The organism is Streptomyces sp. NPDC032161 (genome assembly GCF_040636995.1).
GTDB lineage: Bacteria > Actinomycetota > Actinomycetes > Streptomycetales > Streptomycetaceae > Streptomyces.
Genome location: NZ_JBEZVN010000016.1, coordinates 34,252 through 46,874 on the forward strand (window position 1 = coordinate 34,252; position 12,623 = coordinate 46,874).

General features: G+C 71.6%; 12 protein-coding genes. 6 read left to right on the forward strand and 6 right to left on the reverse strand.

What is annotated here, in order from left to right:
* Nucleotides 1-138 precede the first annotated feature (138 nt).
* Nucleotides 139-1,044 carry an alpha/beta fold hydrolase gene (locus AB0E67_RS23980; RefSeq protein ID WP_362030319.1) on the forward strand — a complete coding sequence of 302 codons (906 nt, stop codon included), beginning with the start codon at nucleotides 139-141 and terminating at the stop codon, nucleotides 1,042-1,044.
* A 284-nt stretch (nucleotides 1,045-1,328) separates the two neighbouring features.
* A complete protein-coding gene (locus AB0E67_RS23985) occupies nucleotides 1,329-2,876 on the forward strand; it encodes a methyltransferase domain-containing protein (protein WP_362030322.1) in 1,548 nt (515 codons plus the stop codon).
* Nucleotides 2,877-2,969: 93 nt separating this feature from the next.
* On the opposite strand, the gene htpG is transcribed toward AB0E67_RS23985, so the two are convergent.
* The 3 genes from htpG to AB0E67_RS24000 all read right to left on the reverse strand — a co-directional run bounded on the left by htpG (nucleotide 2,970) and on the right by AB0E67_RS24000 (nucleotide 6,525).
* Nucleotides 2,970-4,913, reverse strand: coding sequence for a molecular chaperone HtpG (htpG, locus tag AB0E67_RS23990; protein WP_362030325.1), 1,944 nt, complete (start codon nucleotides 4,911-4,913; stop codon nucleotides 2,970-2,972).
* Between the two features lie 216 nt (nucleotides 4,914-5,129).
* Entirely contained in the window at nucleotides 5,130-5,624 is a 495-nt protein-coding gene (locus AB0E67_RS23995) for a DUF402 domain-containing protein (RefSeq protein ID WP_362030327.1), read from the reverse strand.
* Nucleotides 5,605-6,525 (reverse strand): GNAT family N-acetyltransferase, encoded by a 921-nt coding sequence (locus AB0E67_RS24000; RefSeq protein ID WP_362030330.1) that lies wholly within the window; start codon nucleotides 6,523-6,525, stop codon nucleotides 5,605-5,607. The genes AB0E67_RS23995 and AB0E67_RS24000 overlap by 20 nt, the downstream gene beginning before the upstream one ends.
* 160 nt (nucleotides 6,526-6,685) lie before the next feature.
* On the opposite strand from AB0E67_RS24000, the gene AB0E67_RS24005 reads away from it, so the two are divergent.
* Nucleotides 6,686-7,063: a GntR family transcriptional regulator gene (locus AB0E67_RS24005; protein ID WP_362030333.1), complete on the forward strand. Its 378-nt coding sequence runs from the start codon at nucleotides 6,686-6,688 to the stop codon at nucleotides 7,061-7,063.
* 130 nt (nucleotides 7,064-7,193) lie between these two features.
* Here AB0E67_RS24005 and AB0E67_RS24010 read toward each other — a convergent pair whose 3' ends face one another.
* Complete coding sequence (locus AB0E67_RS24010) at nucleotides 7,194-8,297, reverse strand: DUF5925 domain-containing protein (protein WP_362030336.1); 1,104 nt, start codon at nucleotides 8,295-8,297, stop codon at nucleotides 7,194-7,196.
* Between the two features lie 215 nt (nucleotides 8,298-8,512).
* Here AB0E67_RS24010 and AB0E67_RS24015 point away from each other — a divergent pair, with 215 nt between their 5' ends.
* On the forward strand, nucleotides 8,513-9,322 hold the full coding sequence (locus AB0E67_RS24015; RefSeq protein WP_362030339.1) for an SGNH/GDSL hydrolase family protein: 810 nt from the start codon (nucleotides 8,513-8,515) through the stop codon (nucleotides 9,320-9,322).
* 266 nt (nucleotides 9,323-9,588) lie between these two features.
* Nucleotides 9,589-9,852 (forward strand): hypothetical protein, encoded by a 264-nt coding sequence (locus AB0E67_RS24020; RefSeq protein WP_351522920.1) that lies wholly within the window; start codon nucleotides 9,589-9,591, stop codon nucleotides 9,850-9,852.
* Between the two features lie 163 nt (nucleotides 9,853-10,015).
* On the opposite strand, the gene AB0E67_RS24025 is transcribed toward AB0E67_RS24020, so the two are convergent.
* Nucleotides 10,016-10,846 (reverse strand): ABC transporter permease, encoded by an 831-nt coding sequence (locus AB0E67_RS24025; RefSeq protein WP_362030342.1) that lies wholly within the window; start codon nucleotides 10,844-10,846, stop codon nucleotides 10,016-10,018.
* Entirely contained in the window at nucleotides 10,843-11,820 is a 978-nt protein-coding gene (locus AB0E67_RS24030; protein ID WP_362030344.1) for an ATP-binding cassette domain-containing protein, read from the reverse strand. The genes AB0E67_RS24025 and AB0E67_RS24030 overlap by 4 nt, the downstream gene beginning before the upstream one ends.
* A gap of 65 nt (nucleotides 11,821-11,885) precedes the next feature.
* Here AB0E67_RS24030 and AB0E67_RS24035 point away from each other — a divergent pair, with 65 nt between their 5' ends.
* On the forward strand, nucleotides 11,886-12,593 hold the full coding sequence (locus tag AB0E67_RS24035) for a TetR/AcrR family transcriptional regulator (RefSeq protein WP_362030346.1): 708 nt from the start codon (nucleotides 11,886-11,888) through the stop codon (nucleotides 12,591-12,593).
* The last annotated feature ends 30 nt before the right edge of the window (nucleotides 12,594-12,623 follow it).

The following is a 12,623-nucleotide window of genomic DNA, read 5'->3' on the forward strand; positions in this document are numbered from 1 at the left end:
CGACGCGTAACTTCCCATGCCTCTCTACTCATGGGTAATTTGGCCTGAGCACACGAAAGGTCAGCTGTCAGAACTTGTGGTCCGGGCCGCAGGGCGTACACCCGTCGCAACTCCCTTGAGCCGCAAGGAGACCACACGATGCTGCCCCGGACCCGTGCGTCACGCGTTCTCCGTGCCCGGAGAACCCTTGCCGCGCTGCTCCTCGCCGTCGCCGCAGTCGCCACCCCCACGGCCGCCGCGGCCGCCACCCCCACAGCCACTGCTCCCACCGCCGCCACGGCCACGTCCCGCGGCTGGAACGACTACTCCTGCAAGCCCTCCACGGCCCACCCCCGGCCCGTCGTCCTGGTCCACGGAACCTTCGGGAACTCGATCGACAACTGGCTGGCCCTCGCCCCCTACCTCGTCAACCGCGGATACTGCGTCTACTCCCTGGACTACGGCCGGCTGCCCGGCGTACCGCTCTTCTACGGCCTCGGTCCGATCGACGAGTCGGCCGGCCAGCTCGCCGTCTTCGTCGACAAGGTGCTCGCCGCCACCGGCGCCTCCGAGGCCGACCTCGTCGGTCACTCCCAGGGCGGGATGATGCCGAACTACTACCTGAAGTTCCTCGGCGGGGCCGCCAAGGTGAACGCCCTGATCGGGATCGCCCCCGACAATCACGGCTCCACCCTCCTCGGCCTGACGAAACTCCTGCCGTACTTCCCGGGCGTGGAGCACCTGCTCAACACCAACACCCCCGCCCTCGCCGACCAGGTGGCGGGCTCCCCCTTCCTCACCAAGCTCAACGCGGGCGGCGACACCGTGCCCGGAGTCCGGTACACGGTCATCGCGACCAGGTACGACGAGGTCGTGACCCCGTACCGCACGCAGTTCCTGGACGGGCCGAACGTCCGTAACGTGCTGCTCCAGGACCTGTGCCCGCTCGATGTCTCCGGGCACGTGGCGATCGGTACCGTCGACCGGATCGCCTACCACGAGGTGGCGAACGCCCTCGACCCCGCCCGCGCCACACCGACCACCTGCGCCTCGGTCATCGGTTAGCGCCGGGACCGCTCCCGCTCCCGGACCGGTCCGGGAGCGGGAACGCGGCGCACCGACCGGTGCCGCGCATACCGCAGGTGCCGCGTGCCACCGCACTGGCGGAGGCACTCATCGGTCGGCCTTCGCACGGCCTCGGGGCCGTGCGGAAACGGGTTTCGAACGGGACCCGCACGCGTCTTGCGGGCGGCGCGGGCCCCCTGAGCGCGCCCCCGGGCTCCCGGGCGGACCGGCTGCGCCGACCCTGCCCGGGCACCGTTGTCGGTGGTGGATGGCACGATCGAACCATGACGACGATCGACTGGGACTCCGCGGCAGACTCCTTCGACGAGGGGCCCGACCACGGGCTGCTCGATCCGGTGGTCCGGCACGCCTGGGCGAGGCGCCTGGAGGGCTGGCTGCCCGGTGCGCGTTCCGAGGTGCTCGATCTGGGGTGCGGCACCGGAAGCCTCGCGCTGCTCGCCGCCGGGCAGGGGCATCGGGTCACGGCGGTCGACCGGTCGCCGCGCATGGTGGAGCGGGCCCGGGCCAAGCTCGCCGGGACGGGGAGCGAGGTGCTCCTCGGGGACGCGGCACGGCCCCCGGTCGGCGGACAGCGGTTCGATGTGGTCATGGTCCGGCACGTGGTGTGGCTGCTGCCCGATCCGGCGGCGGCCCTGCGCCACTGGTTCGGCCTGTTGCGGCCCGGTGGCCGACTGGTCCTGATCGAGGGCGTGTGGGACGGGGCCGGTCTGCCCGTCGGCCGACTGACCGGGCTGCTCTCGGAGTTCACCGAGCGCGTCCACCACGAGCCGCTCTCCGGCGACCCGGACCTGTGGGGCGGGCGGGTCGACGACGAGCGCTACGCGCTGGTGGCCCGTGCCGAACCGCCGCGGCGGCACACCGAGGTCGTCGACGTGCACCTGATCCTTCGCCGCGGCCCGGACGTCCTGCTCGCCCGCCGGGACGGGACGGGATACGCGGACGGGCTGTTCCACTGTCCGTCCGGGCACGTCGAGGACGGCGAGGACGTCCGCGAGGCGATGATCCGCGAGGCCGCCGAGGAGATCGGTGTCGAACTCGGCCCGGACGAGCTGCGGGTCGCGCTGGTCATGCAGCACCGGGGCCCCGGCGGCGGACCCAGAACCGGCTGGTTCTTCGAGGCGGATTACGACCCCGCCCGCCCGCCGTACAACCGCGAACCGGACAAGTGCTCCGAGCTGGAGTGGTTCCCGCTGGACGCGCTCCCGGACGACAGCATCGCCTACTGCCGCGCGGGGCTCGACGGCTACCGGGCGGGGGAGCACTTCCTGATCCACTGGCACGAGGACGGCGACCCCGTGGCGTACCAGCCGCACGGTGCCCGCCGCGCCGTCCCGCTGCCGGCCGGGGGGACGGGCACCGGAGGGGTGCACCACATCGAGCTGTGGGTGCCCGATCTGCCGACCGCCGAGCGGGGATGGGGGTGGCTGCTCGGTGAGCTGGGCCATGTCCCGTACCAGCACTGGGAGAACGGGCGGAGCTGGCGGCGCGGCGACAGCTACGTGGTGGTCGAGCAGTCGCCCGACCTGACCGGCCGGACGCACGACCGGTGCCGCCCCGGGCTCAACCACCTGGCGTTCCACGTCCGGGACCGGGCCGCCCTCGACGCCCTGGTGGCCGAGGCTCCGGAACACGGCTGGCGGCAGCTCTTCCCGGACCGCTACCCGCACGCGGGCGGGGACGAGCACGTCGCCGCGTATCTGGAGGACGCGGCGGGCTACGAGGTGGAGCTGGTCGCCGGGATCAGACAGGCCCGCCCGGCACCGCAGGAGCCGGATCCGCACATCGACGTATGGGAACGCGTCCGGGACTGACGGATGCCCGCCGGGGCATTGCCCCGGCGGGCATCGGGAGAGCGGTCACCGGCCGGGGACGTCACCCCGGCCGGTGGTGCGGCGGGCCCTCGGTCACAGGGCGCGTTCGAGGCGGTCGGCCATCAGCCGGACGAAGCGCGCCGGGTCGCCCAGCTCCCCGCCCTCGGCCAGCAGCGCCAGGTCGTGCAGCAGCTCGGCCGTCTCCTCCAGACCGGTGGTGTCCTTCTCGGCACGCTCGGCGTAGGCCCGGTTGAGTCCGCCGACCAGCGAGTGTTCCGGGTTGAGTTCGAGGATGCGCTTGGCGTCCGGGACGGACTGGCCCATCGCCCGGTACATGTTCCGCAGGGCGGGCGTCACGTCGTGCGCGTCCGAGACGATGCAGGCGGGCGAGACGGTGAGGCGCGAGGAGAGACGCACCTCCTTGACGGTCTCGCCGAGCCGCTCCGTCATCCAGGAGAGCAGATCCGCGTACTCCCGCTGACGGTTCTCCCGCTCGGTCGCCGCCTCCTTCTTCTCCTCCTCGGTACCGAGGTCGATCTCGCCCTTGGCGACGGACCGCAGCTTCTTCCCGTCGAACTCGGGCTCCGCCTCGACCCACACCTCGTCGACCGGATCGGTCAGCAGCAGCACCTCGATGCCCTTGGCCCGGAACGCCTCCATGTGCGGGGAGTTCTCGATGGCCTGCCGGGACTCGCCCGTCAGGTAGAAGATGTGCTCCTGGCCCTCCTTCATCCGCTCCACGTACTGCCGCAGCGTGGTCGGCCCGTCCTCGTCATGGGTCGTGGCGAAGGAGGCGATCTTGAGGATGGCGTCGCGGTTCTCGAAGTCGCTCAGCAGCCCTTCCTTGACGACGCGGCCGAACTCCCGCCAGAACGTGGCGTAGCGCTCCGGGTCGGCGGTCATCATGTCCTTGACCGTCGACAGCACCTTCTTCGCCAGGCGGCGGTGCATCATCTGGATCTGGCGGTCCTGCTGGAGGATCTCGCGCGACACGTTGAGCGACAGGTCCTGCGCGTCGACGACGCCCTTCACGAAGCGCAGGTACGGAGGCATCAGCGCTTCGCAGTCGTCCATGATGAAGACGCGCTTCACATACAGCTGGATGCCGCGCTTGTACCCCTGCATGAACAGGTCGTGGGGCGCGTGCGACGGGATGAACAGCAGCGCCTGGTACTCGAAGGTGCCCTCCGCCTGGAGCCGGACGGTTTCGAGCGGGTCGATCCAGTCGTGGCTGATGTGCTTGTACAGCTCGTGGTACTCGTCGTCCGAGACCTCGTCGCGCGAGCGCGCCCACAGGGCCTTCATCGAGTTGATGGTCTCGGGCTCGCGCGGCGCGTCGTCGGAGCCCTCCCCGGCGTCCTTCGCGTCGGCGTCGGTCTCCGTGACCATCCTGATGGGCCAGGTGATGAAGTCCGAGTATCGTTTGACGATCTCCCTGATCTTCCACGGGGAGGTGTAGTCGTAGAGCCGGTCCTCGGTGTCCTCCGGCTTGAGCCGGAGCGTGACCGAGGTGCCCTGCGGGGCGTGGTCGACGCTCTCGATCGTGTACGTGCCCTCGCCGGTCGACGTCCAGCGGGTGCCCCGGGTCTCGCCCGCGCGCCGGGTCAGCAGCGTGACCTCGTCGGCCACCATGAAGCTGGAGTAGAACCCGACCCCGAACTGGCCGATCAGCCCTTCGGCCGCGGTGGCGTCCTCGGACTCCTTGGCCTCCTTGAGTTCCCGCAGGAACGTGGCGGTGCCCGAATTCGCGATCGTCCCGATGAGCTGGACCACTTCGTCGTGCGACATGCCGATGCCGTTGTCCCGCACGGTCAGCGTGCGGGCCTGCTTGTCGGTCTCGATGTCGATGTGGAGGTCGGACACGTCCGCGCCGAGCGAGTCGTCGCGCAATGCCTCCAGCCGCAGTTTGTCGAGCGCGTCGGAGGCGTTGGAGACGAGTTCGCGCAGGAACACGTCCTTGTTCGAGTAGATCGAGTGGATCATCATCTGCAGAAGCTGGCGCGCTTCCACCTGAAACTCGAACGTCTCAGTGGGCATATCCGTGATTCCTTCTCAGGTCACCGGGTGGGGAACTGACCTGAGCACTTTAATTGAGCCGATCATCACGGACAGTCGGTTCTCCGAGGTTGGCCGTGCTCGATCGTTCATTCCCTGTCCGGGCCGCCCGGCCCCGGCCGCCCCGGCAGGGCCGACGCACCGGGGCCGACCGGGCGGAGGCGGAGGACCGGAAGTCCGGCCCGTCCGCCGGGCGCGTCATCCGAGCAGTGCGGCGAGACCGTCCGTCCTGGCGAGCAGCTCCAGTTCGTCCAGCGCCCGCCGGGCCGCTTCGGCCGCCACCGGATCACGGTCGGCGAGACCGCTCGCCTCGAACTCGTCCTCGTCCAGCCGCAGCACGGACGACCCGTCGGCCGACACCCACAGGTCGAGGTCCAGGTCCTCCACCACCAGCTCCCCGTCCCGCGGCACGGCGGGCCGGGTGATGTCGCAGTACCAGCCCTTGAGCCCGCCCGACCCGGTCCGGACCTCCTTCACCGCGAACCAGCGGTCGCGCCAGTAGTGCTCGGTGAACACGTCCCCCGGCTCGAACCGTACGAAGCCGAAGTCCCGCACCCCCGGCGCCGCCCAGGGCGCTCGTACCGTGATCCGGGTGCCGTCGTCGCGGACCAGGCCCGCCGGATACCTGATCTTGGTCCGCCCGGCCTTCACCAGGGCGACCACGAGCGAGGAGTCAGCCGAGCTCACGGACATGCCGCACCTCCGTGGCACAGATCTCGTAGCCGAACCAGCGGTTGACCGCCAGCATCGGAGCGTTGTCCGCGTCGTTGCCGGTGTACGCGTCCGTGTACCCGGCCGCGCGCGCCCGGCTCAGCGAGTCGTGCTTGGCGAGCTTCGCCAGCCCGCGGCCCCGGTACGCGCGGCGGGTGCCGGTCATCCCCGACATGTAGCGGGTCCGGCCGTCGGTCCGGGCCGCGGTGAACGCCGCCACCTCTCCGTCCACCGTCACGACCGACGTGAGTGCGTGGTCGAGCGTGGGGTGGCGCCAGGTCTGCCGGAGCCAGTGCTCGTAGTCGGACAGTTCGGCCGGGGTGTCGCTCGGTTCGTCGGCCGTGGTCTCGGCGTCGGCCTCGAAGAGCGGGCGCGGGTCGTCGGCGAAGTCCGCCCCCGTGCGCAGCTCGACGCCCGCCGGGACGGCAGGGCGCTGCGGCAGCGCGCCACCCGCGAGGTCGAGACGGAGGAAGTGCGCCGAGCGGCTCGGCGCGTAGCCGCGCTTCTCCGCGAAGGCACGGTTCGACGGGGTGTCGAGCACCCAGGTGTAGACGGTGCGCGCCCCTTCCACCGCGAGGTGCTCCTCCGCCGTCCGCAGCAGCAGCCCGCCCGCGCCTCGCCCGGTGCGGTCCGGATGCGTGTACGGGTCGCAGAACGCCAGGCCGGGTTCGGGGCTGTCGGGCACCATCCCGGTCCGGGCGATCGCGATGATCTCCCCGTCCTCCTCGGCGACCAGCAGGCGGCGGTGCTCCTCGGACCGGGCGGAGGCGAGGTCGAAGGCGACCTGCTCGGGGGTGGTCACGATGTAGGGCATTGCGGCATGCCCGACGCGCGCCCAGGCAGCGGCGTCTGCGGGCAGGAAGTCGCGAACGAGGACAGTCATGGGCCGGACGCTACGCGGAGGTGCGTCGCACCGCCTCCGATTTTCCGGCATCGGAACAGCGGTGGAACGGCGTCGGGATCGCGACGCGACGGCGGTGGGACGGCGACGGCACCGTGGCGGACGTCGGCGGCGGGGTGCCGCGGTGGTGGACAATCGGTACGTGACTCTCAAGATCGTCCTTGACCCGGCCTCCGGCACCGCTCCGTACGAGCAACTGCGCGCGCAGATCTCCGAATTGGCCCGTTCCGGCGCGCTTCCCGTCGGTTTCAGACTTCCGACCGTACGCGGCTTCGCCGAGGAACTCGGCCTCGCCGCGAACACCGTCGCCAAGGCGTACCGGGCGCTGGAGACCGATGGCGTGATCGAGACCCGGGGTCGCAACGGCACGTTCATCGCCGCGGCCGGTGAGGCGGCGGACCGTCACGCGGCGTCCGCCGCTCGCGAGTACGCCGAGGTGGCGCGACGGCTGGGCCTGTCGCGGGCCGAGGCGCTGTCGCTGGCCGAGGAAGCGGTGCGGGCGGCGTACGCGGCGCACTGAGCCGGCGCGCGGGGAAAAACCCGCCGGACCTTTCGCCCCGGGAGCGCCACGAGGCCCGTGCGGGAACGGGCCGGGGCCGGGGGCGTCGGATCCGTCTGGGGCGCCCGGACCCGCCGGAGGTGTCGGATCGTCAGAGATAGAGGCCCGCGTCCGCGCCGGAATCCTGCCTCGGCACCGACGCGGGGCCGCTGCCGCGCCGCAGCGCGTACAGCTCGGCGAGCGTGGCGCCCTCGCGGCCGAGTCCCTCCTCCGTGCCCAGCCAGCCCACCGCCTCCTCGCGGGTCAGCGGGCCCACCTCGATCCTGGCGAGGCAGCGGCCGGGCCGGACCACGGCCGGGTGGAGCCGTTCCAGATCCTCGTTGGTGGTGACGCCGACCAGCACGTTGCGCCCCTGGCCGAGCAGTCCGTCGGTGAGGTTCAGCAGCCGGGAGAGTGCCTGGCCCGCCGTGTGCTTGGCCTCGCCGCGGATCAGCTCGTCGCAGTCCTCCAGGAGCAGCAGCCGCCAACGGCCCTTGGCCGTGCCCTCGTCCTCGCCGATCGCGATGTCCATCAGATAGCCGACGTCGTTGAACAGCCGCTCCGGGTCGAGCACGCAGTCGACCTGGCACCAGTCCCGCCACGAACGCGCGAGCGTGCGCAGCGCCGACGTCTTGCCGGTGCCGGGCGGGCCGTGCAGCAGGAGCAGCCGGCCCGCGATGTCGTCGGGGGTGATCTTCATCAGCCGGTCCATGGCATCGGCCACCGGAGCCGTGTAGTTGCTCCGGACCTCGTCCCACGCCCCGGCGGCGATCTGACGGGTGGTGCGGTACGGACCGCGGCGCGGTGACACGTACCAGAATCCCATCGTCACGTTCTCGGGCTGCGGTTCGGGTTCGTCCCGCACGCCCTCCGTCGCCCGGTCGAGGATCTCGCGCGCCAGCTCCGCGCTGGTCGCGGTGACCGTGACGTCGGCGCCGCGGTTCCACCGGGAGGCGAGCAGGGTCCAGCCGTCGCCCTCGGCGAGCGTGGCGCTGCGGTCGTCGTCCCGGGCGGCGCGCAGCACCGTGGCGGCCGGGGGCAGCAGGGTGGCATCGGCCTTGACCCGGTCGAGGGAGGAACTGTGCGAGTAGGGCTGCTCGCCCGTCGCGAAGCGGCCGAGGAACAGCGCGTCCACGACATCGGACGGCGAATCGCCGTCGTCGACGGTGAGCCGGATCGGCAGCGCGGACTCAGGGGTGGAGGACATGGCGCCCATGATCCGGCAAGGGGAGGTCCGCCGCACCCGGGTTTCATCACCTTTCTCCCCGTGTCCGACAGGTCGTCCGCAGACATGACACGGCATCAAGGGGGCGCGTGGAAGAACTCCTTCGAGCAACTTGGCATGCACACTTCCGGAGCGGGGCCGGTGCTGCTACCACGGACACGGCAGACCAAGGCGGAGATCCTGCCGGTCGGTCCAAGGGAGGTTCCATGAAGGTGTCCAGACTCGTGGCGTTCTCGTCCTCGCTTCTGCTCGGTGCCGTACTCGCGTTGACCGGGGCGGCCACCGCGTCCGCCGCGCAGTCCGTCCAGGGGGTCGACTACGTGGCCCTCGGCGATTCGTACTCCTCGGGCGTCGGCGCCGGGAGCTACGACAGCGCCAGCGGGTCCTGCAAACGCAGCACCAAGGCGTATCCGGCGCTCTGGGCCGCCTCCCACTCGCCCTCGTCCTTCTCCTTCACCGCCTGCTCGGGCGCCCGTACCGGTGATGTGACCTCCGGTCAGCTCGGGCCGCTGAACTCCTCGACCGACCTCGTCTCGATCTCCGTCGGCGGCAACGACGCGGGCTTCGCCGATGTGATGACGACCTGTGTCCTCCAGTCGGAGGCCACCTGTCTCAGCCGGATCGCCACGGCCCGCGGCTACGTCGGCGCGACCCTGCCGGGCAATCTCGACTCGGTGTACTCGGCGATCCGCGCCAAGGCGCCCTCCGCCCGTGTGGTCGTCCTCGGCTACCCGCGCTTCTACAAGGTCGGCGGCAGCTGCGTCGTCGGTCTGAGTGACAAGGTGCGCACCGCGATCAACGACGCCGCCGACTACCTCAACACGACGACCGCGAAGCGTGCCGCCGATCACGGGTTCGCCTTCGCCGATGTCGCGGGGAGGTTCACCGGGCACGAGATCTGCTCCGGGGACGCCTGGCTGCACAGTGTCAACTGGCTCAACATCGGTGAGTCGTACCACCCCACGGCGGCCGGACAGTCCGGCGGCTACCTGCCGGTTCTCGACTCGGCGGCCTGATCCCCGACGTACGGAACGCCGGCCCGTCGGGCCGGTGCGAAGGCCGGGCGGCCCCGTCTGCGGGGTACTCGTCCGGCCTCCCGTCGTCCGGGGCGGGGCGGCGGCTCCACGGCGGCCGAACCGCCCTGGAATCGGACGGGTGTGGAGAGTGATCGTCGACCTCCGGACGGCGCGCCCGGTCCCCCGGGCGGGATACACGAGTGTCCTCGCGGGGGGTTAGGGTTAGCCTGCCCGGGCCGGGTGCCCTCGTACGGGTGGGGAGTGACATGGAACAGATAACGGTCCGCAGCAGGCCACGTGTGCCTGCCATCACATGCGGGAGCAGTGCGACCAGTTCGCGCCTCGACCGCCATCTCGCGGTGCTCGGCGGTCCTGCCGTGCCGCGGCGGGAGGTCGCCGAGGCCACGCTGCTGATGCGCGAGCTGACCTCGCGCGAGGTCGGGCACAGCCGTCGGAGCAGGAGCGCGCGGGTCTCGCTCTTCGCGCCGCTGAGCCGGCTGCGCCGCTCGCTCTTCGGCAGCCGCCACTGACCCGACGGCCCGTCACCACCGCTCATCGGCCGTGCCCGGGCCGATCGGGCGATCGTCCGTACCGGACGTGCGCCGCTGCCGACCCTCCCGTCATCCCCGGGGTCCGCAGCGGCGCTTCGGCGTACTCACCGGCCGTCGGTCCGGACGGCGCGGTGCGCGGGTGTCATTCGCCGCCGCGCGCGTGGCGTCGTACGGTCAGCGGCACGAAGACCACGAGGAGCGCCAGCGACCAGGCGAGCGTCCCCGCCACCGGGTGGGCGACCGGCCAGGCGGCATCGGCGGCCGGTGACGCGTTGCCGAACAGCTCACGGGCGGCGGCGGCCAGGGCGCTGATCGGATTCCACTCCGCGACCGTGCGCAGCCACCCCGGCAGGTCGTCGGTCGGGATGTACGCGCTCGACAGCAGCGGCAGGACGAACGTGGCGCTGCCCAGTTGACCGGCCGCCTCCTCGTTGCGGATCAGCAGGCCCAGCCAGCAGCCCAGCCAGGACGTGGCGAACCGGAGGAGCAGCAGCAGCCCGAAGGCGCCCAGGGCGCCGAACGGGCCGTCCTCGATCCGCCAGCCGACCGCCAGTCCGACCAGGATCAGCGGGACCATGCCGACGGCCGTGGTCAGCAGGTCGGCCGCGGTCTGTCCGAACGGTACGGCGAACCGGCTCATCGGCAGCGTGCGGAACCGGTCCATCACCCCGCGGTGGCAGTCCTGCGAGGCCTGGAACATCCCGGTCATGACACCGTTCGCGGCCGTCGCCGCGAGCAGGCCCGGCACCAGGAACGCGCGGTACTCCTGCCCGGGCACGGCCAGGGCGCTGCCGAAGACGTAACCGAAGAACAGCAGCATCGTGATCGGCATGGTCTGCGTCAGGATCACGACGCCGGGGGCGGCCTTGATCCGCTGGAGGTGGCGGACCAGAACGGCCAGGGCGTCGGCCGCCGGGGCGAACGGGGCGGCCGGGAGGTTCCGGTCGTGGACGGGTGCGGTGGTGCCGCTCATGCTGCCGTCTCCTTCGGTGGCGGGGCGGTGCGGACGTCGCCGCGGGCGGTCAGGCGGAGGAAGACCTCGTCGAGCGTCGGCGGGCGCAGACTCGCGTCGATCACGGGAACGCCCGCGGCGTCGAGTTCGCGCACGACGCGGGGGAGGGTGAGCGTGCTGTCGGTCGCGACGGCAGCGGCGGTGCGGCGCTCGCGGTCGATCACCGGTTCGGCGCCGGTGAGCTGGTCCAGGACGCCCGCGGCCGGGGCCAGCGCCGACTCATGGGCGACGACCACCTCGGCGTAGCTGCCGATGAGCGACTTCAGTTCGGCGGGGGTGCCGCGGTGGGCGGTCCGGCCCCGGTCGATCAGCACGATGTCGTCGGCCAGCTGATCGGCCTCCTCCAGGTACTGCGTGGTGAGCAGGACGGTGGTTCCCCGTCCGGTGAGTTCCCGGACCGCGGCCCAGATCCGGTTGCGGCTGTGCGGGTCGAGGCCGGTGGTCGGCTCGTCCAGGAAGAGCACCCGGGGACGGGTCAGCAGACTGGCCGCGAGGTCCAGCCGACGGCGCATGCCGCCCGAGTAGGTGCGGGCCGGGCGGTCCGCGGCCTCCGTCAGCCCGAAACGCTCCAGCAGTTCGTCGGCGCGGGCGCGGGCGGCCCCGCCCCGGAACCGGAGCAGCTTCGCGAACAGCCGCAGATTCTGCCGCCCCGACAGTTCGCCGTCGACCGAGGCGTTCTGACCGGTGACACCGATCGCCGCGCGCACCGCGTGCGCCTCGCGCAGCACGTCGTGGCCCGCGACCCGGGCGCTGCCGCCGTCCGGGACCGTCAGCGTGGTGAGGACCCGGACGGCGGTGGTCTTGCCCGCGCCGTTCGGCCCCAGCACCCCGCAGACGGTGCCCTCGGCGACGGCCAGATCGAGCCCGCGCAGGGCGTGGACCTCGCCGTAGCGTTTCTCCAGACCTTCACTAAGTACAGCGTACGTAGTTGTCATGCCGCCCACCGTACCGCACTACGTACGCTGTACGTAACTAGGATGGTGGGGCGAGGTGATGATCGATGGTGGGGCGTCCCGCTGTACCCGAAGTGATCTGGGCGCGCCCCGAGCGCGCGGGCCGCGGCCCCAAGCCGGCGTTCAGCCGTGCCGACATCGCGGCGGCGGCGGTCCGCATCGCCGACGCGGAGGGCTTCGACGCGGTGTCCATGCGGAAGGTGGCGGCGGAGCTCGGCTGCGGCACGATGTCGCTCTACAACTACGTGCCGCGCAAGGAGGACCTGCACGAGCTGATGCTCGACGCGGTCAGCGGCGACTACGAGTACCCGGAGCCGTCCGGCGACTGGCGCGCCGATCTGATCGCGCTGGCCCATCAGGCGCGCGCGATGATGCACCGCCACACCTGGATGCCCCGGCTGATGTCACCCGTCTACGGCTTCAGCCCGAACGCCCTGCGGTACCTGGAGTACGCGCTCAGCTGCCTGGACGGCGTCGACGCGCGGTTCGGCGAGAAGATGGAGCTCGTCGCCATGGTCAACGGCGTCGTCACCACCTACGTGGCCAACGAGATCGCCACGGCGGAGCGCAGCCGGTCGTTGCCCTGGTCCGAGGAGCGGGAGCACGCCGTGCGCACCGAGTACCTGATCAGTCAGATAGCGACCGGGAAGTACCCTCGGATGGCGGCCGCGTTCGCCGAGGACCCCGGTCCGATCGACATGGACGGGGTCTTCGACCGGGCGCTCGGGCGGGTGCTGGACTCCTTCGGCCGATAGCTCCGCCCCGCGGTCGGGTCCGATGCGGCG